The sequence below is a fragment of the Microcoleus sp. w1-18aA5 genome, assembly GCF_036701705.1.
Taxonomy (GTDB): Bacteria; Cyanobacteriota; Cyanobacteriia; order Cyanobacteriales; family Microcoleaceae; genus Microcoleus.
In genome coordinates this window covers 26,410-49,258 of record NZ_JAUPTE010000046.1, presented here as the reverse complement: position 1 = coordinate 49,258, position 22,849 = coordinate 26,410, and the positions used below count along the sequence as shown (strand labels likewise).

Here is a 22,849-nt window from a genome sequence, read left to right as displayed (position 1 = left end):
TTGGGTTAAGGAAAATTGTAGCGAAAATGTTGGGCGGAGTGAAACGGAGGGTTCGTTCCACGGGCCCAACCTACGCAGGATCTGTTTTTATCACTAACCCAAGCGTATTGAGTTATAAGAATCGATGCCGGATTTGTGAACTTCTCTCTTTCTTCTCTTTCTGCTCTTTCTTCTATCTCTCTGCGTCCTCTGCGCCCTCTGCGGTTTGTCAAAAAAATCTTGTTCACCAAAGAAATAGCCTTCCTATTTCTACACAATATCTCGCTTTCATGCAGTATTCTTCCTGTTAATTCCCGACGGGAAAAACTCTCTGTAATAACTCTATAAGTAGACGAGCATAAATCAACGCAACTTGTATTTTTTTTTGATTAGTACCCAATCCCGGCTAGCAATATTTAATTAGGCCCGCCTAGATGTTGCGAGTGCATTCTTTTGGAGAGCAACTGTTCTTCCAAGGCGGCAATTCGATTGTAAGCTGCTGTTAGCTGAGCTGTTAAACGCTGGATTTGAATCTCTGCGCTCAGCTCTTTTTCCAAGCTTTGAGAATTCTTGTCGAAGTAGCTGTCATCTAACAGTATGTCCTTGTGTTCGAGGAGGCCGTCGAGACTGCTGTAGCTTTGATAGGGCGAGGTTTGGTTATTTCCTACCGTTCCAGAGCGATCGTTTCTCTGTTGCTGGGTCAGCTTCGTCTCCTTGGCAGACTCCAAGAGCTTTTCATTGAGGTTTTCTATGAGTTTGTAGAGGGCCTCGACTTGTTGGCTCAATACTGTAACTTGCTGGCGGAGCGCTTCCATACAATCATCCTTTGGCTCGTAACTTAATATCTTTACATTTTATGTAAATCTTTACATAACTTGGATTTATCACTAAATTATTTAATTTTTGACGTAATTGTTGTGTTCCCAATCCTGACGGTAGATTTAGGGAGGCAGCTTGAAGATAATCGCTCGCCATTCGTGAGTCGATTGTAGATTGTAGATTTTAGATTTTAGATAGTCTTGGACACAGGAACCGGGTGGGTTAACCCCCATACTTCGTTCAAACCTTCAATCAGAGCTAAAACGTCGGGTTTCTGAGAGTCGGATCGCAGAGCGTCCTATTAGATTGACTGCGCTCTCGCCAGTGCTTTCAGGATTCAGATGAATGAATTTTTAGTTTTTTTAGTTATTAAGCTGTCGCCGATTTAAAAATATTTTTTTACTTCGGTTGTGTGAAAAGCCTCATCCAACTGCAGATGGCAGCGCTCTTGTTGTTTCGTTATATTAAAAAATGTAACACAGATGCGGTCGATCGACCCGGCTGGCGAGCACAACAGGCTCAAAGGAACTTGCAGCAGAGAAATTAGGCGTTAAGTTGAGGAGTTTTTGGCATCGGAAAGCTCGATCAACAAGTTAGAAGGTAAAATCAGGGCAAGAGCCAAACAGACTCTCTTAGCAGCAGAATCGAGTACAATGGCTCTGTGTTTGAGGAAGAAATAAGACAAAATCGGCGCCAACTACCGGACTCGAAAAACAATTATTTCCCGGGCTGTAGAACACAAAACGATGGGTCAATATTTAGAAAAGCGGATTCACAGGTGAAACGAAGGTCTTTGCTATTGGGGGCCGCCACCCTAACTTTAAGTCAATTGGCGGCAGGGTGCGACTCGAAGCCCATTCTCAAAATTCGATCGCTCAAAAACGGTATTCCGGCCCAACTGGTAAGCAAATTTAGCCGGGATGTACAACCGTCTCCGCTTTTGCAGGTAACGCAAGAAGCACAATTAAAAGAATTATTCGCCCTGTTGCAGGAGTGGAAACGGGTTCCCGAATCAAAAAATCAAGCTAACTTGGTGATGTTGGGAGATTACTGGCTGACTTTAGCAATTAGGCAAAAATTGATTAAGCCGATCGATCCTGCTAAATTTGCTAATTGGCCACAATTGCCCGAAAGATGGCAAAAACTCGTCAGGCGCAACGATGAGGGTAAATTAGATCCTCAAGGTAAAGTGTGGGCTGCACCTTACCGCTGGGGAAGTACGGTAATTGCCTATCGAACCGACAAATTTAAGGCTTTGGGGTGGACTCCGACAGATTGGAAAGACTTGTGGCGAGTCGAATTGCGCGATCGAATTTCTCTGCCGGACAGTCCCAGAGAAGTTATCGGTTTAACATTAAAAAAACTCGGCCAATCTTACAATACCCAGCAATTAGATCAAGTCCCAAATCTTAAAAAAGAACTAGCAAATCTGCACCAACAAGTTAAATTTTATAGTTCTGACGCTTACCTGCAACCATTAATTTTAGGCGATACTTGGTTAGCTGTAGGTTCATCTGGGGACTTGCTGCCGCTGCTGCAAACTCAAAAGGATATTGCTTTAGTAGTTCCGGTTTCGGGAACTGCACTTTGGACGGATTTGTGGGTACAACCAGCATCAGGGAATCCAGTTTCTTTAGTGGAAAAATGGATTGATTTTTGCTTGCAGCCTCGGGTTGCTCCTCAATTATCTTTGCTGGCTAAGGCTAGTTCGCCGATAATTGTCGGCATGAAATCCGAAGATTTGCCGGAAGCTGTTCGCACTAATTCTGTGTTGTTGCCGGATGCTAAGATTCTTGCTGCTAGCGACTTTCTGCTGCCTTTTGGGGATGCGGGGATCTCGCTGTATCGATCGCTCTGGCAAGAAACTAGGCAAGTAGTGAGAAGTTAAATTACAGTGAGGTACATAGCTCTTATAAGGACACTAATCTAAAAGCCTTTCACCCTTCCTCGAAGACCTGGATTTGAGAGAGATTCTAAATCAATCCGACAGTTAAGCCGATCGCCCTTGCACGAATAAACTGCCAAAGCAGTGCCTTGACGGTTGCAAACTCGCACATTGTAACCATAATCGTTGGCGACAGTGCCAAAGCGGTTAACAAACTGATAGCGTTCCATATAATCGAGCAAACTCCAAAGTTGGCGGTTGACTATGATAATTACCCAAGCATTACCGGGATCGACAAACCAGCGATCGAGCAATTTGCCGCCAAAGAGTTTTTGAGCTAACCACAGACTCGGCACGCTTTTTTCGGTTTGCGAAAGCGGGGGCGACGGGAAATTAGCAGCGCTGCCAGTAGGGCAGACAGGCTCCTGGGAAAAAGCCGCAGATTGCTCACCCAGCAAGGTTCCGAGGCACGCAGAACCCGTTATCAGGAACAAAAATAAACTTTTTGTCAAAATGCCGTGCCTGCGGCGGAAAACTTGATTATTGTGGCGAAAGTTTTGGTAATTCATAAATTTGTAAGTGCCGATTTTTCACAAAAGTTATCTGTTAATATCGAACCCGGTAAAATAGGTTTGTAGTGAGTAATTTAGTATTCACAAAATAAATTTTGATTGCTGAAGTTCTTACTGTGAACTGGGACAATAATTGTTGTTAAAATTCCGATCGCTTAAACAATGAAGCAGGCAGACAAGCAGTAAAAGTAGAACCGCAATCTAACTCGCTAGAAACTTCAATATCGCCGCCCATCATCTGACAAAAACGCTGACTGATAGTCAGTCCCAAACCCGTACCGCCGTACTTGCGAGTAGTTGAATTGTCCGCTTGAGTGAAAGGTTGGAACAGTCGCTTTTGCTGCTCTGGTGTCATGCCGATACCCGTATCCGTCACGCGGAAAATTAAAAAATCTGCATCCAAAATTAACATTTGAGCAACTCTCGGTTGATATTTATTTTTTAATTCTTCACTGCTAATTCTTTCGACAGTAAGTACGATCGCCCCATTAGCAGAAAATTTAGCAGCATTGCTGAGCAAATTCAGCATTACCTGCCGCACTTTCATCAAATCGCCGTGCATCGCGCCGACATTGGCAGAACTCAATACTTCCAAAGTATTGCCGTTTTTATCCATGAGCGGTTTGATAGTTGTTATCACCTCCTCGATTAAGCCTCCAACATCGAAGCTTTCGAGGTAAATCTCCATCTTGTCAGCTTCAATTTTGGAAATGTCGAGAATGTCGTCAATTAGCCGCAGCAAGTGTTTGCCAGCAGTGCGAATTTTGTCTAAATCCGAGACAACCTGTAAGTTGCCTAACTCTTCGGCATCTTCCGCTAGCATATCGCTGTAGCCGATAATCGCGTTGAGGGGAGTGCGTAACTCGTGGCTCATGTTTGCCAGAAAAGCACTCTTGGCGCGGTTGGCGAGTTCTGCGGCTTCTTTGGCCAACTGCCACGCTTCCTCAGCGTCTTTGCGTTCGGTGATATCTCGCAGCGTCGCCACCACCGCTTCGACGCTGCCGTCTGTCGCACAAACCGGGCTGAGAATGTACTCGTAGTCGCGGGTTCCCCAGTTTGCCGTGGGGACAATTACTTCGCCTTTCTTGGGTTCGGCTGTGGCAAATATGCCCTGGCATTCTTGGTGAACCCGCTGCATAATTGTTGGCGACCAGCCTAATTCCTGCCAGGTTTTGCCAATCATTTCTCTGGGGTTCATGCCGGCAGCTTGAGCGGCGGTGCGACTGACATAGGTGTATTTTCCCGATCGATCTACTAGAAAAATTAGGTCAAGAGAAGCGCCGAGAATCCCGTCAACTGTTCGGGCGTGTCGGGCTACCTGAGCCGTCATTTGTCTAACGGTGATGGCGCCGCGGACTCTGGCTGCGAGTTCAAACCGCAAGAGTTCGTTGGCTTGTTTGAGGAATAGGGTGCGCTGTTCGACTTCTATTTCTAGTTCTGCTTTGGCTTTTTCTAGGGTGAGTTCGGCAAGTTTGCGAGCGCTCACATCTGTAGAAATTGTACCGACTGCATAAACTTTACCTTCGGAGTTGCAGAGGGGAAATTTCAGAGAAATATAAGTGTGCGGGCCGTCGTCTTGAGGGATGAGTTCTTCGATGGTTAGGGGCGAGCAGGATTCGAGAACTTTCAGGTCGTTTTCTCGCAAGGCTGCTGCTTTGTCTTGGGGAAAAATATCGCCATCGGTTTTCCCTGTTATTTGCTCTTTTGCGATGTCGAACAAATTGTCAAAATGGCGGTTGGTGAGCAGGTATTTTCCGTCAACATCTTTGATGTAAATTACTGCTGTTGAGTTGTCTAAAATCGCTTGCAGCAGTGCTTCGCTCTTTCGCAGGGCTTTTTGAGTATTTTGGCGATCGAGTATTTCTGGCTGCAATTCCCTGTTGAGGCGATTTAAGTCTTGCCAAGCTTCCTGGACTAGATTTAAGGCGATCGCGCTTTTTTCTAATTCTGTATTTTCTGTATTTACCTGTCGCGACTGGTTTGAGACGGAGTTTTCGGGCAATTCTAGGGGTTGGAAAGCGAGCGGGATGTGGGGATTTGCGATCGGGAGAGCGCCCTGATTTTTTTTATATCGAAAATCGACCGCTAATTTACCGTTTAAACTCGATTTTTTAGGGAATAAATCGGGGAATTCGCCGAAATTTAAATTGTCATAAATTATATCAAATGTCCGCGATCGCTGCGGCGGTTCGGCGCTGGAGTTAAATGCCCAATTCCCGTCTGCTGTTGATAAATCTGAGTTAGCGGGTTTAGCAATCCGGCGAGTGACGGCAACTCCCAAGGCGAAGGGGACAACGGCAGCCGCAGACATTGCCAGCAGCCAGTTGTTGCCCCACCAAGTTGCGATCGAGGTTTTGGGGATGCCCCGAACTAAAATTGCTGCGGGTTTTCCCGCTAAATTGCCAAGGGATTTGGCAGCTACTGTATAAGTTTGAGTGCCTATTTGTACGTTTCCGGCGACTGGTTTGCCGGCGGCGAGTGCAGATTTCAGCAGCGATTTTTCTGCCAGCAAGTCTGGTAACTGTTGTTTTTTTGTAACTGCTTGCGAACTTGCCAAGACAAATTTGCCGTCAGCCAGCGGTGCGTAGATAGCCTGATATCCGCCACCCTGTAAGTTGAGCATTTCGCTGCTAGCAACTGCCGACGTTTGGCTGATAATTTTTCCTAACACTAAGGCAGCAATCACTGTCTGAGTTTTTGGATCTTTTACGGGAATTGCTGCGTAGTGGACGAGAACAGGGCGATATCCCTTTCCGGGTGGCCAAGATCCGAATTGTTCTTGAACTTCCGATTTTGCAATGATTTCCGTAGCTGTAATTGGGTTTTTTGCACCAAATGCTCGATCGACTATTTTTTGCAGGTTAAAACTTTTTCCCTTCTGGTTGGAGTTGACGCTAACCACTATCTGCCTGTTTTTTCCCACTAATGCCGCGCTGTCTATTTCCCCTGTTTTGACTTGATTTTCTAGAATTTGCTTGACAGATTTTTGCAAATCTGATACTTTTTTGCCACTGTTGTAAGCTAAGGCTGTTTGGGCGATCGTTTTGCGGTCAGAGGAGTTTTGCAAACGGTCGGTGGCGCGATCGAGTTGGAGATTGTAGTTAATTTCACTAAGGCTCAGTTCTGACTTTGCTTGATTTTGCAGTTGATTGTTTGCAACGGCCGAGGTTAGCAAAAGTGCTGCTCCCGTTAGCCCAACTGGCAAAATTGTTTGTAAAGCCACCAGTCCAATTAGCTGTTTTCTGGTGACGGACAAGTTGTAAGTGGACGGATTGAAAGCTGCTTTCAATCTTCTTTCGGAAGTCGCAACTTTAGTTTGCTGCAGACAATGTTGCTGGCTGTCGTTTAACTGAGTATGAGCCATAGTAGTAGATGCGAGATCGGTTGTAGATGACAGGCTATCAATTAATCGGACAGGGAATTAATTTTAGATTTTAGATTTTAGACTTCGGCGTGAGCGAGCCGTTGAACGATTTTATATTTTATATCGAGTTCGGTTAATCACTTATCATAAAATTGTTCGCTCTCGCCACCGCCAACTAAGCAAACAATAAAATGACTGGTATTCTCAAAGAAATCAGTTTCTATGTGTTAATCAGATTGTGTTATTTAGTTGCTTTTACATATAGTATCGGCTCCTATTTAAAGTGTGTTCGGAACATCCAAATGAGTGCTTTCACAGGAGTGTTCGCGGTTAGAGGTAAGCTTTGCTGTGCAAGATACTCGCACTCCTCAAAAACGCTTTTTGCAAAATCGGGATGCTCTCGCATACAGTCGTAAAACGAAGTAGTTTCTCGATCGACTGTATCGTAAATTCAGTTAAACTGAGATGTTGCACCATTCTCAATAAGGTTTTTATGGGCTGGCTCTCCTGCCCAACCCCTACTCCCTACAAGAAATTAATTCTTTGTGGAACAGGCCGGAAAGCCTGTTCTTGAGAATAGTGCAAGATGTAAGGTTAAACCCAAGTTTAGCGTAATTATTGCAAAACTTAGATACGCTCGATCGCCTTTTCCCTGCTTCACATTTTTTTCAATCCCACAACCGCCTGCCTGCTTTGCCACCGAGTCGCTGGTGAGTATCTTTGACCAACGTTGGGATGTCTAACTCTTCGGGACACCGGGGCAAACATTCGCCGCAATCGGTGCAGCGGTTGCCTTTGCTGCCGGGAAACCAGTGTCCAGCATTTTCAAACATGGCGTAGCGGTATTTGCCAAAGTCAGTCATGTCGAACCCGACAGCGAGATTGCGGAGTCGCAATACTTCGGGAATGTTGATGTTTTCCGGGCAAGGCAAACAGGCATAGCACTGGCTGCATTTGTCGGTTTTCAAAGTGTCTGCAATAGCCGATTCTAGCCGATCGAACGCAGCGATTTCGGCGTTGGTGAGGGGAAAGTCGCGATCGCAATATTTCAGAGGTTGCTCTAATTCTGTCGCATTTGCAGCCCCCACACTCAAAGTCCCAATCCTAGTATCGCTAAGTAAAAACCGATAGTTTAACTCTAAGGGCGAGAAAGGCGAGCACAATTGTGCGAGTGTTTCCGGGGGCGTGTAGAGTTGCCCTCCTTTATCGGCTGGGGAAATGATGAAAACGCCCATATCTTTGTCTTTGGCGAGTTCAATTGCCGGGGCGTTGCGCTGAAAAAAATAGTAATAATGCAGGTTGACAAATTCAAACAAATCTGTATTTATTGCAGCCAAAATCAGATCCAGAGGCCCGTGAGTCGAAAAGCCGACGTGCCGAATGCGACCATCAGCCAGGGCTTTCCGTACAGATTCCATGCAGCCTGTGGGCGATCGCACAATCGCCAAATGTTCCCAAGTATTCAAACCGTGAATTGCCAGACAATCGATATAGTCTAAATTCAGACGTTTGAGGGATGCGTCGATACAGCGTTCCATTGCTGCTGCATCCTCGGTTGGGGAAATTTTTGTAGTGACGTGGAGGCGCGATCGATCGACAGACAAACCAGCCGAAAGGGCCGCGCCAAGATATTCCTCGCTGAAACCGTAACCTGCCGCCGTTTCCAGGTGATTGATTCCCTGAGACACCGCCTGTTGTACAGTCTGACAGGCAATTTCCTCAGAAGCCAAATAGCGCATGGTTCCCAAGGAAAATACAGACAGGTGCAACTCCGTTTTGCCAAACCGTCGATAGCGCATAAAGTTTAGGAAGTTTCGCCTGGGCTGAAGCCGCTTCTCTTAATCAAATCCTCTGGACGGAGGTTTGAGATAAATTCCCGGAAGGCCCGGCGTTCGGCCTCATCAGCATCTCGATCAACCGGTATCGAAGCATCAGCGACGACTTCTTCCATCACCCAGATGGGGCAGTTCGTACGCAGGGCCAGGGCGATCGCGTCGCTAGGTCGGGCATCGATCTCTTTTTTAACTTCTCCCTGACGGACGATCAGGACGGCATAGAACGTGTTATCTTGCAGCGAGTGAATAACTATGCGCTCCAAGGTAAGACTCCATGCCTCTAAAAAATTGACCATCAGATCGTGAGTTAAGGGCCGAGGAGGCTTGTGGCCTTCGATCGCGCTAATAATAGCCTTTGCTTGCTCCTGACCGATATAAATAGGCAAAGCCCGTCGCTCCGTAGCGTCTCTCAATAGGACAATAGGACTGCGCGTGGCTGCATCTAAGGCAATTCCAGCGACTTTCATTTCAATCATTCGATCGGCCTCATAGAATTAAGAAACTGTAAGGCAGTAGAGAACTTGGACATAAAGATCACCTAAATCCAGTATGACTTGATCTTCGCCGGAATCTGCAACAGATCTGGGACTATCGATTTTAGATTTTAGATTTTCGATTTTCGATTGACTCGGGGGGAGAGGGGACGGCAAAAGCTGCTGTGTCTGGTTTATGGCTGTGGTTTCATGTAAATAAGCGATCAACTACGGATCGGGGACTGTCGATTTCCAATTTTAGATTTTAGATTTTAGATTGACTCGGGGGGAGAGGGGACGGCAAAACCTCCTGTCTATGGTTTGTCTCTATGGTTTCATGTAAATAAGCGATCGACTACGGAAAAATACTTATGTTTACAGGACTAATTCAATCTCTCGGAAAGCTGAAGTCGCTAGGCAACGATTATTTCCAAATTTCCTGCACATCAAACAACTCCTACCAGATTTTACAAGATTTAGCCATTGGGGACAGCGTAGCCGTGGATGGAGTTTGTTTGACGGTAGTGGAAGTTCTGCCGCAAGGTTTTGTCGCCGTCGCTTCGCCAGAAACTCTCCGGCGCACAACTCTGGGATCATTCCCCGATGCTTTGGTGAACCTAGAAACCTCCCTGCGCGCCGGTAGCAAATTGGGGGGACATTTCGTGACGGGGCACGTAGATGCGATCGGCACTTTAGCAACATCAACCCAAACCGCGAACGCTTGGGAGATGCGGTTTACTGCCCCACCAACAGCAAATTCGGGATGGCAACGTCAAATCGCACCTTACATCGTTTCCAAGGGCAGTATCGCCGTCAACGGCATCAGCTTAACCGTGGCCGATTGCGATGCTGACGGCAATTGGTTTGAAGTTGCTGTCATTCCCCACAGTTTTGGTGAGACAAACCTCAGCTATTTGCAACCAGGAAGTTTAGTAAACTTAGAAGCAGATATTCTAGGCAAATATGTCGCCAAATTTCTCCGCAGCGGCTCAAAATCTCATCCCGAACCGTGGGAAGAAACCCCCACAATCAACAGTTTGGGAACAATTACACCAGAATTCTTAGCAGAACACGGATTTATCTAATCTGTGGGTACGCATCGCGCACCTTGCTAATATCTGAGATATTACACCATCCTCAATAAGCCTTTTACGGGCGGGTTATCCTGCCAACCCCACAAAAAAACTCACTGTTTGTGGAACAGGCAGGTGAACCTGTTTTTGAGTTGTAGAAGGTATCAGGAGCGAATTATTATATTAATAATTTACTGGTCAAAGCAGACCCACCCTACTAAATCTTACAGCACATTGAGCGATAAACACCTCAAATGCTTGGCTATCAATCGAGTTGTCTATGGTCATGATTAATGCCACTACTCGCTGGAAACTAATTGCACCAATTACTGTGACTTTCTTGCCACGATAAAAAGGTTTGACCGCATAGGCTGTCGTTCCTCTTTGGGAACGTCCATGAGTTCTGGTTAAACAAGCGTAATACTCCAGTCTAATCTAAAAATACTAGATTTTTTTGGTCCATATGCTTGACTTTTTCCCAATACTATAACTTTAATTCCATGACTGTTTCAGTGCCGAATTGGCTACTTCTCACTGTTTTTTTTACGATTTAATCCCAACTTTTGTAAGGCGTTACACATGGCTGTTTTACCCACCCAATTTCCCGTTTTCTGGGCAAATAACTCACACAATTCTAGTAAGGTTGCATCGGGATGTGCTGCCACTATTTCTCTCAAAGAAGCTGTGGAATTATTCAAATGACTGTATCTCGGTTTACCACTCTCGTTTGGGCTGTAAATTCCCCTCAATTTTTTGTTGCTTGACCAGTTTCTGAAAAGAGCTTTTACTGACGGAAAATATCGCTGCTGTTTTTCTCATGGACAGCTTCTGATCTTGATGTGCTGCTACTATTTTTGGAAAGCAAATCTACTGAATATGCTTTCAGTGGTGTGTTTTTCTAATCTATTCTTATTGTACCTCATAACACCCGGAAGTGCTGTAATTTCAGGTTTTAGATTCAGATCTTAGATTCTTGACAGTGCAGTTGCCGTGCAAATCGCGCAAAAACGGGAATCAACGTGTGTCAAGTTTTAATTCCTGATAACAGGAGTTTAGCAATACTCCGGACAGTTTTTAAGCAGCCAGAGTACCATAAGACAAGACTGAAGGAAGATTAGGATGATTTAAAACTATCCGGAGTATTGCTATCATTATTATTTAATTATATTCTTCTTACACAAAGGGGTATTGACAAAATCTACTCGCTTCTAACTTGTTACCAATGGGGTAACATTATTTTTGCGTTAAGCTAGCTTGTAACAATTCGGCTGCCTATCTTTTTGTAGCATAAGTGGGCAAAATCTTTACTCCATAAAGATTTCAGGCGGGTTGTCACCCTCCCAGGGCGATCGCAAAAGTTGTTATGGCAGTTAGAAAAAAATGCTGGAACTTTGGAAAAACCTTTTTGCTATAGCACCGTTTATCCCTCACGGGCATTGCTATCTCTGGAAGCCAGGATTGGTGAGTCTTCATATCGCTTCCGACTCGCTGATTGCCCTGGCTTATTATTCAATTCCCATTACGCTGCTCTATTTTGTTCGTAAGCGACAAGATTTGCCCTACCCTTGGATATTTCTGCTATTTAGCACCTTTATCATCGCTTGTGGCACCACTCACCTGATGGAGATTTGGACGCTTTGGCATCCTACCTATTGGCTGAGTGGCTGCCTCAAAGCCATCACCGCATTGGTTTCAGTGGTGACAGCTATAGTGCTGGTGCCGTTAATCCCAAAAGTATTAGCGCTTCCCAGTCCCGCACAGTTAGAGGCAGCTAATCGAGAACTAGAGCAGGAAATTAGAGAGCGGATCAAGGTAGAAGCAACCCTTCAAGAGCGAGAGCAGTTCTTAAGCAACATTTATAACTCCGTGACAGACACCATTTGGGTGGTGGAACAGCTTGAGGATGGCGAGTTTCAAGTTGTCAGCATGAATCGAGCCATTGAAACCTCAAGTGGAACTTTGGCTGAGCATTGGATTGGTAAACGGCTGGACGAACTGTGGGACATCGATACAGGTACTACGATTCGAGCGCACTACCATGACTGTTTGCAGCAAGGCAAAACAATCTCTTACGAGGAGAATCTGCCTTTTGGAGAACAGAGTTGTTGCTTTCTCACCACTTTAACGCCTTTAGTAGATCCCGATTCGCGCACTCGCTTACTTGGCGTCAGCATGGATATCACGGAGCGCAAGCAGGCTGAAAATGCTTTGAAAGAAAGTGAAGAACGCTGGCAGTTAGCATTGCGGGGTAACAAAGATGGAATTTGGGATTGGAATGTCAGAACGAATGAAGTCTTTTTCTCAGCGCGATGGAAGAAAATACTGGGTTATGAAGACTGCGAAATTTCCCACTATCTAGATGAATGGGCTAAACGAGTCCATCCAGACGATTTTACCTGGGTAATGGAAACAATCGAAAATCACTTTACTAAAAAAACACCTTTTTACCAAACCGAACACCGCATTTTATGTAAAGACGGGACTTATAAATGGATTCTCGATCGCGGTCAGGCATTGTGGGATGACGATGGCAATGCGATTAGAATGGTCGGTTCTTCTACCGATATTACAGAAAGCAAAAAGGCTGAAGCAGAGCTGCGCTGGAAAGAAACTTTGCTGCGTTCGATGACTCACGCTTCGCCACTCGCTTTTTTTGTTGTAGATAACCGTAGCGATGCCATTCTCTACTTCAATCACCGCTTCTGCAAAATCTGGGGTATCGAACACTTAGAAGAACAGATGCAGCGGGGTCAACTAAAAAACAACGATATCGTTCCTCACTGCCTGCCCGTACTTGCAGATGTTCCGGCTTTTGCCGAATCCTGTAAACCGTTGCAAAGTGAAGAGAATCGAGCCGTTGTTGAAGATGAAATTCCTTTTAGCGATGGGCGCACGATTCGTCGTTTTTCGACACAAATTCGCGACGATAGCGATCGCTATTTCGGACGGCTTTATCTCTTTGAAGATATTACCGAACGCAAGCAAATAGAAGAACAACTGCAACTGGCTGATTTTTCGCTCGAACACTCCTCTCTCGGCCTTGCCTGGGTCGATCGCGATGCCAGAATTTTGCGGGTGAACCAAACAGCCTGCGAGCAAAGAGGATATTCTCGCGAAGAGTTGCTGTCGATGCGTGTCTGGGATGCCGATCCCAATTTTCCCATTGAGGTATGGCCGCACCATTGGCAAGAACTAAAAGAGCAGAAAACACTTTCATTTACTTCTCAACATTTCAGAAAAGATGGCAGTGTTATTCCCGTTGAAATAACGCTGAATTACCTGGAATTTAACGGGAAAGAATACAATTTTGCCTGCGCTCGCGATATCAGCGATCGCTATCGCGCAGAGGAAGCACTGCGAGCCTCTCAAGCACGCCTCTCTGGGGTTCTAGACATTGCCGACGAAGCCATTATCTCAGTAGACTCCAGCCAACAAATTACCTTATACAACCAGGGCGCGGAACGGATTTTTGGTTATACTTCCGAGGAAATGCTCGGTCAGACACTCGATCGACTTTTGCCAGAACGCTTTGCGGCAAACCATCAGCAGCAGGTAAGGCAATTTGCCCAATCTACCCAAACAGCAAGAAAGATGGGCAAGCGCGGCGAGATTATTGGTCGTCGTAAAGATGGTACGGAATTTCCGGCTGAAGCCTCAATTTCTCAATTGGAATTGTCAGAGGAAAAAGTTTTTACCGTTTTTCTGCGCGACATTAGCGAACGCAAACAGGCAGAAGCAGCCTTAAAAGAAAGTGAAGCCCGCTTCCAAGCATTTATGAATGCCAGCCCCGCTGCTGCTTGGATTACAGATAGAGATGGGCTACTTCTCTACTTCAACCAAACCTATTCCCGTATATTCAACTTGCCCAAAGATTTAGTTAGCAAAATAGCTCTTGACTCTATATATCCACTAGAGTTTACTCAAGAATATTTAAAAAATATTTGCAAAGTTGTAGAAACCAATCAAACGCTCGAAGCGATTGAGCTTGCTCCCCTTGAAGACGGTAGTATCGGCGAATTTTTGGTTTACAAGTTTCCACTGCCCAGTTCATCGGGGGAAGTTTTGGTGGGTGGGGTAGCAATCGATATTACTGCTCGCAAAAGAGCAGAGGCAGCTCTACAACAGCGAGAACAAGAGTTCCGCGCTTTAGTAGAAAATGCGCCTGACATTATCATGCGATTGGATCGGGAATGTCGCTATCTCTATATCAATCCCATAGTTGAACGACTATCCGGGATTCCTCCTGCCGCGTTTCTCGGTAAAACTATTAACGAGTTGGGTACGCCCAACTCGTTAGTTAATCTTTGGCGAACAGCCATTGAACAAGTATTTAAAACAGGTTGCGAGCAAAACATTGAATACGAAATTCCATCTGTTGCAGGGCTAACTTATTATGCTTCTCGTGTGGTGCCTGAGTTTGGCAGTGATGGCTCGGTGCAATCGGTTTTAGCGATCGCTCGCGATATCAGCGACCGCAAAGTTGCAGAAGCAGCTCTAGAAAAGGCTCGCGACGAGTTAGAAGTCAGAGTCAAACAACGTAGTGCCCTACTCGCAACAGCAAATAAGGAATTGCGGCAGGGAATTGCCGAAAGGCAAGCCGCGCTGCGCGAACTCAAACAAGCACAAGTTGCCCTGAAAGCATCGGAAACCAGACTCAAAGAAGTGCTTGACAATACAGCCGCTTTTATTTCCTCTGCCCGCATCCATCCCGATAAAGTCTGGGAATACGACTACTATTCTCCCAATGGAGAGGAGATTCTTGGCTACAAAGGAGGAGAATTTGCTGCCGATCCGAATTTGTGGCTTTCTAGAGTTCCTGCCGAAGATATTGAGGCAATCGTTCTGCCAGCAATGCAAGATTTGTATGCCGGACGGCAAATAACTATAGAGTATCGATTCTGCCATAAAAATGGCAATTTGCTTTGGTTATCTAACACTTTGCTCGCTAAAAAGCATAAGTCTGAAGATTACTGGTTTGCCACTGGAATTGTTACCAACATTACAGAACGCAAACAAGCAGAAAAAGCATTGCAGGAAAGCGAACAACGCTTTGCTACTTTAGCGAAAACTGCCCCTGTCGGCATATTCCGTAACGATACTCAAGGCTATTGCGTGTACGGCAACGAACGCTGTTTAGAGATGGTTGGACTTTCTTTAGGAGAATTAATCGGTGAGGGTTGGGCAACAAGGCTATATCCAGACGATCGCGATCGCGTTACTATTGCTTGGTATAGCTTCGTACAACAAGGCATTCCCTATTACTGCGAACTCCGCTTACAGCGACGTGATGGCACCATTATCTGGGTATTGGCACAAGCGATCGCGGAAAAAGATGTTGATGATAACATCATCGGTTACATCGGCACTCTTACTGACATTACCGAGCGCAAACAATCAGAACAACTTTTAAAAGATTACAATCAACTTCTAGAAACTCAGGTACAAGAACGCACGGCTGCACTGACTCAAACAAATGCTCAATTAGAGCAGGAAATTGAGGAACGCAAGCAAATAGAAGACCAATTACGGCGCAGCGAAGCTAAACTATCAGTCGTCCTAGATAATGCAGGTGCTTGTATTTATATCAAAGATTTGAATGGCACCTACGTCTATGTCAATCGCTTAACTGAGGAATTTTTTGGGTATAGCGCATCTGAAATTATCGGAGCGAACGATTGCAAATTTTTTGCTGAAGAATTTGTTCTAGCTTACAAAGAAACTTGCGATCGCGTGACAAACAGCGGTGTCGTCCATCGCTTTGAGGAAATTGGAATCGATAGTAATGGAGAGTTGCATCACGTTTTATCGACCAAAGTTCCTCTAAAAAATTCTGACGGCGATGTTTATGGCTTGTGCGGTATTTCTACAGATATTACCGAACTCAAGAGGACGGAAGCCGCACTGCGGCAAAGCGAAGAACGAATGCAGGCGCTTTTGAGTGCGATACCCGATTTGATGGTGCGGCATCGGGTAGATGGCACGTATTTAGATGTGGCGGGAAATGAGAGTGCCTTACTGATGCCGCGCGAAGCGCTAATTGGCAAAAAGTTACAGGACACCCCCATTCCCGAACAAATTAAAACCGACTTGCTCGAACGTTTCCAGGCAGCAGCGGCAACCGGAACGCTACAAATTTATGAACACGACCTGCAAAAACCGGATGGCATCTACAGCTACGAAACGCGCATTGTAAACAGCGGTGCCGATGAGGTCGTGTGTCTTGTGCGCGACATCACCGAACGCAAGCGAACGCAAGCTGCGCTTCAAGAAAGTGAAGAACAGTACCGTACTGTAATAGCAGCAATGGCCGAGGGTATTGTCTTGCAAGATGCCAACGGTGCGATTCGTACTTGTAATGCCAGTGCCAAACGCATTTTGGGCTTGTCTCGCAAGCAAATGATGGGGCGCACTTCCCTCGATCCCGCTTGGCGAACCGTTCGCGAAGACGGTTCCCCATTCCCAGGAGAAGAACACCCGGCAATGGTGACGCTGCGAACGAATAAAGCTTTCTCTAACGTGGTGATGGGAGTCCACAAACCAGATGGTAGTTTTACCTGGATTTCCATTAATACTCGACCTATATTTCGATCTGATAAATCTCTTCCTAAGGGAGTTGTTTGCTCGTTTGCTGATATAACTGCTCGCAAACAGGCAGAAGAGGCACTGCGACAAAGCGAAGCGCGTTATCGTGCCATTCTTGAAGATCAGACAGAACTCATTGCTCGGTTATTACCTAATGGCACTTTTACTTATGTCAACGAAGCTTACTGTCAATTTTTTGGCATAAAGCGGGAAGAAATTGTGGGATGTAACTACGAACCCGTTGTGCTTGAGGAAGATCGAGAATATGTCACTCAATCCGTCAATAAAATCAGTTGGCAAAATTCAGTTGTTACTGTTGAAAATCGAGTCATTGTTTGCGGGAAAATACGTTGGACGCAATGGATTAACCGAGGCATATTTGATGACAATGGTCAGCTCGTAGAATTGCAAGCAGTAGGGAGAGATATCACCGATCGCAAACTTGCTGAAGAAAACCTGCGACGATACGAAAAGATTGTTGCTGCTACTACTGATGCAATTTGTTTGATCAATCGCAATTATACCTATCAAATTGTTAATCAAGCATACTTAACTTGGCATCAGCGCCGTGAGCAAGAGATAGTCGGAAATGCTATTAGTCAAGTTTTGGGTACAGACCTGTTTGAAACTCAACTAAAACCAAATCTAGATCGATGTTTAACTGGGGAAATTGTCCAATACGAACTGTGGGTTAAATATCCCAACGGCGAAGAGAAATTTGTCAGCACTACCTACGCTCCTTATTTTGAAGCAGATGGCACTATTTCAAGTGTGGTGGTTAGTCTGCGTAACCTCACCGAACTGAAACAAATGGAAGCAGCGTTGCGGCAGAGCGAGTCTACCTTGCGAGCTTTCTTCAACAGTAGCGTCATGATGATGGGCATTGTAGAGCTGTATGAAGATGACTTTTTGCATCTATCTGCGAACCCAGCAACCGCGCAGTTCTTCGGCAGCACCCCAGAGGCGATGCAGAATCACTTAGTTGGCAAATCGGGAATGCCGCGATCGCTCCTGCAACTTTGGCTCAGCCATTACTGGGAAGCTGTAAAAACTCAAGCTCCAGTACGATTTGAATACGCTCACGAAACTCCTACAGAGCAAAAGTGGCTATCTGCCAGCGTTTGCCCGATTACCATTGGCTCTGAGGGCCGTCCGAGATTGTCGTACATTGTCGAAGATGTGAGCGATCGCAAACGAGCAGAAGAAGCACTGCGCCTTAGCGAAGGTCGGCTCAAACACCTAACGGCTACCATTCCGGGAACCCTTTACTCCTATGGATACTATCCCGATGGTTCGGCCAAGTTTGAATATATCAGTCTCGGTTGCCGAGATATGTTTGAAATTGAGCCGGAGCAGGCACTAGAAGAGCAAAGTACCCTTTTGAAGCAATTTTCTTCTGAAGACGAACCTCAGCATAAAGAAGCAGTTGTTCGCGCCGTTCAAAACGTGCAACCTCTCACTTCTGAATGGCGCAATATAACTCCTTCTGGAAAACAAAGATGGCTGCGCGCCCAAGCTCAACCCGAATGCCGCGAAGATGGTTCTAAAGTTTGGCATGGGGTGATATTAGATATTACCGATCGCAAACTTGTAGAAGAAAAGCTCAAACAGGCAGAGTATAAATATCGCACCTTAATCGAACAAATTCCCGGAGTCGTTTATATCTCTCCGCTTGAGGCAACAACCGAAGAAGCTTACATCAGCCCGCAACTGCAACAATTGCTGGAAGTTCCTCCAGAAGAGTGGTCTGCTGGCTTTTTTAATAGTTGGGCGAACTACGTCCATCCAGACGATCGCAATCGCGTTTGGCAAGCTGTCAGCACCACGATTTCTACGGGAGAACCATTGAGCGTCGAGTATCGCATGATAACTTGCAATGGCAAAACGCTCTGGCTCAGAGATCGAGCCAATCTCGTTTTTTGCGCTGACGGAAAGACTCAAGTGCTTCAAGGTTTAGCTTTCGATATTAGCGATCGCAAGCAAATGGAGCAAGCGCTGCAACAAAGCAACGAGCGTTTTCAACTAGCAGCATCGGCAGTAAAAGGATTTATTTACGACTGGGATCTCAAGCAGAATATCATTTTACGAACGCGGGGATTGTTTGAACTCGTTGGATACCTTCCTGAAGAAGCTGAAGCTAAGTTCGAGTGGTGGAACGAACACGTTCACCCAGAAGATTTCCCCAAAATTTCTCAGCAACTATCTGAAGCCTTTGCGAACGAAACTCAAAGTTATTACGTGTTGGAATACCGACTTCGCCATCGAGATGGTCACTACGTTTACCTGTCCGATTATGGTACGATCGCGCGAGATGCCAACGGACAAGCAATTCGTGCCGTAGGTCATGCCATAGATGTCAGCGAACAGCAAGCTGCGCTTCGCGAACGCACAAAGGCAGAAGCAGCCTTGCAAAAAGCGCTCCAAGCCGCCCAAGCTGCATCCATCGCTAAAAGCCGCTTCCTATCCAACATGAGCCACGAACTGCGTACTCCTCTCAACGCCATTCTCGGTTTTAGCCAGGTGATGGTTCGCAGTAGTTCCGTTGCCTCTGAGCAAAAAGAACAGCTAAGAATCATCAATCGTAGTGGCGAACATTTGCTCAATTTAATCAACGATATTTTGTCAATGGCTAAAATTGAAGCAGGTCAAACTACGCTCAATGAAAATCGCTTTGACCTGTATCAGCTACTGAACGATTTAGAACAGATGCTCAAACTCAAAGCGATTTCCAAAGGCTTGCAGCTAACTTTTGAACTACCAGCATCAAATAGTCCCCAATACGTGCAAGCTGACGAAAATAAATTGCGTCAAGTTTTAATTAATCTTTTGGGAAATGCCATAAAATTTACTGCTTCCGGTCACATTGCATTGCGAGTGAAAAAGGGTCGGATATCCGAAAAATCTGACCTCCACAACTTCAGATCCAAAACCTATTTGTTGTTTGAAATTGAAGACACTGGCCCCGGCATTGCCCCCGATGAACTGGATAATTTATTTGACCCTTTTGTCCAAACAGAAGCAGGTCGCAAATCGATGCAAGGAACGGGGTTAGGCTTACCCATCAGCCAACAATTTATAGAGATGATGGGAGGAGAAATTGCTGTCAGCAGTCAACTCGGTCAGGGAACAATTTTCACATTTGATATCCTCGCTAGCGAGGTTGCTGAACCTGATGAGAAGAGTTTATCGATTACCCAGCAGGTTATTGGATTAGAGCCAAATCAACCTGTGTACCGCATTCTAGTTGTTGAGGATGTCGAAGAGAACCGTCAGTTGCTCTTAAAAATACTTAAACCGTTAGGATTTGAACTGCGAGAAGCGGTTAACGGTCAAGAAGCGATCGCTTTGTGGTCAACTTGGAAACCGGACCTAATCTGGATGGATATGCGAATGCCCGTCATGGACGGCTACGAAGCAACTAGAGAAATAAAAGCTTTGGAACAGCAAAGTGGAGTAGCTGGAGAGAATCACAACTTACCTGCCAACTTATCACCTACCAACGCAACAAAAATTATTGCTTTAACTGCTAGTGCTTTTGACGAAGATCGAGCCAAGATTATGACAGCAGGCTGCGATGACTTTATACATAAGCCTTTCCGAGAGTCGATACTATTTGACAAGATGGCTCAACACTTAGGAGTCCGTTATCTTTATCAAGAGGATTTGTCGCATAGCTCACCTCAGCCAGCAACACCGAGAAACTTAACACCAGAGGATCTAAATATCATGTCTTCTGAGTGGATAGCACAGTTCCGACAAGAGGTGCTTTGTGGTAACGACCTGTTAATATTGCAGTTAATTGACCAAATTCCCGAAAGCGAGGCAAGTTTAGCACACACCCTCACAGATTTGGTTAATAACTTTCGCTTAGATATACTTTTTGATCTAATCCGAGCATCTATTAATGAATAGTCATCAAGTACCCGCTTCCTTTGGGGATATCCTCATCGTTGACGATCATCCAGACAACCTCCGAGTTTTGTCCGCTATCCTTACCGAGTCTGGATATCAAGTCCGGAAGGCAATTAACGGTCAGCTAGCTGTAAAAGTTGCCCAAAATTCTCCCCCCGCTCTGATTTTACTTGACATCTTGATGCCAGAAATGGATGGCTATGAGGTTTCCTCGTTGCTCAAAAATCATCCACAAACAGCGGAGATTCCAGTAATTTTTATCAGCGCTCTCGATGATGTATTTGATAAAGTAAAAGCCTTTGATGCTGGAGGGGTAGATTACATTAGCAAACCTTTTCAGTCAGCCGAAGTTTTAGCTCGCATTAAAAACCAACTAATTATCCGCAATCTGTATCTCCAACTTCAGAAGCAAGCACAGAAAATCGCCGAGCAAAATACATTGCTACAACAGGAAATTAAAGATCGTAAACAAGCTGAATCTGCTTTGGTCGAAGCTAATATCAAGCTACAGCGTCTCGCCTCTTTAGATAGCTTAACAGGAGTCGCTAATCGTCGTCAGTTCAATGAATCTTTCAATAAAGAGTGGCAACGGATGGCACGAGATCAATTACCCTTATCTTTGATTTTAGGTGACATTGATTATTTCAAAAAATACAATGATACTTATGGTCATTTAGCCGGGGATTTCTGTCTACAGCAAGTGGCTCAAGCGATTAGCCGTGCTATTAAGCGTCCGGCAGATATATTGGCTCGTTACGGAGGTGAAGAATTCGCTGTAATTCTACCTAATACAAAAGCTGAAGGAGCGCTAAAAGTTGCTGAGGCGATGCGGAATGAAGTTCTAAATCTTAAAATTGCCCATGCTCAATCTGCTGTTAATAAATACGTCACCTTGAGTATAGGCGTTTCCAGTGTAGTTCCCCAGGACACCTCGGACCCCTCAATCTTGATTGCTGCGGCTGATAAAGTATTATATGAAGCTAAAGAGCAGGGGAGAAACCGCTCAATTGTGAAAAGTTTTTAATCATTAGACTTTGAGTTCAACTCAACTTGCTTCCCAGATAAATTAATTTAGGTGTTTATCCCCATACTCCCCAGATTTTTACCCCATTGAACTGTGGTGGTCACAACTCAAATATTTTTTACATAGGTTCGCTCTAACTACCACCTTTATGATTGATACAATAATTGCAAGTACCCTCAACTTAAAAATTCTCAACATTTCCAAACTTGGCTGGCTCATTGTTGTTATTGTACCTCATAACAGCGGGAACCGTTGTAATTCTCTCTCTGCGTTCTCTGCGTTCTCTGCGGTTCAATAATCAAACTCTATTCCTCAACAAATTTGTTTTTCTCCCAAAACAATCCCGCAGCAATTCCCGCCTGAGAAACTAAAAACAATGCAGCAATTAATAGCTTTTGAAAGCCCGGTGCGTGGAAAAATGGATAAGTTAGCAAATTCAGATAAAATGACGGATGTTGTAGTTTCCCATTAGTCCCGCGTTTCGAGATCATTTGCTGAAACAAAAAAGCACCTCTACCGTAATTGAATTGCTGTTTCCAAAATTTGCGAAGAGTTAATGCGTGTGAGTGATAGACTATAACTTCGGGAGCGTAAATTGCGGCATTGCCTGAATGCAACCACCGATCGCAAAATTCCCGGTCTTCTCCAGCCGCGAGAGAAAAAGTCGTGTCAAAGCCTCCGATTTTTTGGAAAGCCTCAGCCGGAAGGGCAAAATTGTTAGAAGTGAAAAATTGGGCGCGATCGCCAATAGCATTATAGTAACTGTAAAGGTAATCGATAAGTTGCTGGCTGGCAGTAGAATAAATGTTATCCGGCAGCGCGTTTACAGTTCGACCTCCGATTAAGCAATCTGGTGTTTCCACAAATCGCTTTTCCAGATTTTGCAGCCAATCTACCCCCACAGTACAGTCATCGTCTGTAAACACTAAAAATTTGCCTTCTGCGGCAAAAGATCCAGTATTTCGCGCCGTTGCCGGGCCGGAGTTGGGTTGTGTCAGAAGAGTGATATTTAGCTGATTTTGAAAAGGCGAAATTGTATTTTCGACAGAGATTTCGGTGCTATCGTTGACGACAATAACTTGAAATTTCTCGCGCGGATATTCAATCTCAACAAAAGACTGAAGACACGCCGCTAATTTATCGGGGCGATTGTAGGTCGGAACAATAATCGAAAATAGAGTTTTAGCTTGGTTCATGTTCAGTTGACAGTTGACAGTTGACAGTTGACAGTTGACAGTTGACCGCTTTATAGCGACTTCTACGTGGAAGTCCAAGGATTGGAGTAATGAATAGCCTTCTTTTAATTTCCCCCGCTTATGCTTGGGGCTTTA

General features: G+C 45.2%; 11 protein-coding genes. 4 read left to right on the top strand and 7 right to left on the bottom strand.

Going from position 1 to position 22,849, the window contains the following annotated elements:
* Positions 1 to 395: 395 nt before the first annotated feature.
* Positions 396 to 794 (bottom strand): hypothetical protein, encoded by a 399-nt coding sequence (locus Q5691_RS17420; protein WP_333213295.1) that lies wholly within the window; start codon positions 792 to 794, stop codon positions 396 to 398.
* A 782-nt stretch (positions 795 to 1,576) separates the two neighbouring features.
* Between Q5691_RS17420 and Q5691_RS17415 the strand changes: the two genes are divergently transcribed.
* Positions 1,577 to 2,686: an extracellular solute-binding protein gene (locus Q5691_RS17415; RefSeq protein ID WP_333345884.1), complete on the top strand. Its 1,110-nt coding sequence runs from the start codon at positions 1,577 to 1,579 to the stop codon at positions 2,684 to 2,686.
* Positions 2,687 to 2,724: 38 nt separating this feature from the next.
* Here the strand turns inward: Q5691_RS17415 and Q5691_RS17410 are convergent, their stop codons facing one another.
* From Q5691_RS17410 to Q5691_RS17395, 4 genes are all read right to left on the bottom strand, one after another.
* Positions 2,725 to 3,252, bottom strand: a complete 528-nt coding sequence (locus Q5691_RS17410; protein WP_333213297.1) for a hypothetical protein — start codon at positions 3,250 to 3,252, stop codon at positions 2,725 to 2,727.
* Positions 3,253 to 3,394: 142 nt separating this feature from the next.
* A complete protein-coding gene (locus Q5691_RS17405) occupies positions 3,395 to 6,619 on the bottom strand; it encodes a PAS domain-containing protein (RefSeq protein ID WP_333345881.1) in 3,225 nt (1,074 codons plus the stop codon).
* A 668-nt stretch (positions 6,620 to 7,287) separates the two neighbouring features.
* Positions 7,288 to 8,418, bottom strand: a complete 1,131-nt coding sequence (locus Q5691_RS17400; protein ID WP_333345878.1) for an aldo/keto reductase — start codon at positions 8,416 to 8,418, stop codon at positions 7,288 to 7,290.
* A gap of 5 nt (positions 8,419 to 8,423) precedes the next feature.
* Positions 8,424 to 8,930: a bifunctional nuclease family protein gene (locus tag Q5691_RS17395; RefSeq protein WP_006635481.1), complete on the bottom strand. Its 507-nt coding sequence runs from the start codon at positions 8,928 to 8,930 to the stop codon at positions 8,424 to 8,426.
* 368 nt (positions 8,931 to 9,298) lie between these two features.
* On the opposite strand from Q5691_RS17395, the gene ribE reads away from it, so the two are divergent.
* A complete protein-coding gene (gene ribE, locus Q5691_RS17390; RefSeq protein ID WP_333150934.1) occupies positions 9,299 to 10,012 on the top strand; it encodes a riboflavin synthase in 714 nt (237 codons plus the stop codon).
* A 512-nt stretch (positions 10,013 to 10,524) separates the two neighbouring features.
* Here the strand turns inward: ribE and Q5691_RS17385 are convergent.
* Positions 10,525 to 10,698: a hypothetical protein gene (locus tag Q5691_RS17385; protein WP_333213300.1), complete on the bottom strand. Its 174-nt coding sequence runs from the start codon at positions 10,696 to 10,698 to the stop codon at positions 10,525 to 10,527.
* Positions 10,699 to 11,461: 763 nt separating this feature from the next.
* Here Q5691_RS17385 and Q5691_RS17380 point away from each other — a divergent pair.
* The gene (locus tag Q5691_RS17380; protein ID WP_333345875.1) at positions 11,462 to 20,494 is read left to right on the top strand and encodes a PAS domain S-box protein; all 9,033 of its coding nucleotides are present in this window, start codon (positions 11,462 to 11,464) and stop codon (positions 20,492 to 20,494) included.
* On the top strand, positions 20,487 to 21,518 hold the full coding sequence (locus tag Q5691_RS17375; RefSeq protein WP_333213302.1) for a PleD family two-component system response regulator: 1,032 nt from the start codon (positions 20,487 to 20,489) through the stop codon (positions 21,516 to 21,518). Before Q5691_RS17380 ends, Q5691_RS17375 begins: the two co-directional genes overlap by 8 nt.
* 305 nt (positions 21,519 to 21,823) lie before the next feature.
* Here Q5691_RS17375 and Q5691_RS17370 read toward each other — a convergent pair whose 3' ends face one another.
* Entirely contained in the window at positions 21,824 to 22,714 is an 891-nt protein-coding gene (locus tag Q5691_RS17370; RefSeq protein WP_333213303.1) for a glycosyltransferase, read from the bottom strand.
* Between the last annotated feature and the right edge of the window lie 135 nt (positions 22,715 to 22,849).

Bases quoted from the DNA above. Each gene is read 5' to 3' on its own strand.
- Q5691_RS17420 (WP_333213295.1), bottom strand. From the start codon at position 794: ATGGAAGCGCTCCGCCAGCAAGTTACAGTATTGAGCCAACAAGTCGAG.
- Q5691_RS17410 (WP_333213297.1), bottom strand. From the start codon at position 3,252: ATGAATTACCAAAACTTTCGCCACAATAATCAAGTTTTCCGCCGCAGG.
- Q5691_RS17405 (WP_333345881.1), bottom strand. From the start codon at position 6,619: ATGGCTCATACTCAGTTAAACGACAGCCAGCAACATTGTCTGCAGCAA.
- Q5691_RS17400 (WP_333345878.1), bottom strand. From the start codon at position 8,418: ATGCGCTATCGACGGTTTGGCAAAACGGAGTTGCACCTGTCTGTATTT.
- Q5691_RS17395 (WP_006635481.1), bottom strand. From the start codon at position 8,930: ATGATTGAAATGAAAGTCGCTGGAATTGCCTTAGATGCAGCCACGCGC.
- ribE (WP_333150934.1), top strand. From the start codon at position 9,299: ATGTTTACAGGACTAATTCAATCTCTCGGAAAGCTGAAGTCGCTAGGC.
- Q5691_RS17375 (WP_333213302.1), top strand. From the start codon at position 20,487: ATGAATAGTCATCAAGTACCCGCTTCCTTTGGGGATATCCTCATCGTT.
- Q5691_RS17370 (WP_333213303.1), bottom strand. From the start codon at position 22,714: ATGAACCAAGCTAAAACTCTATTTTCGATTATTGTTCCGACCTACAAT.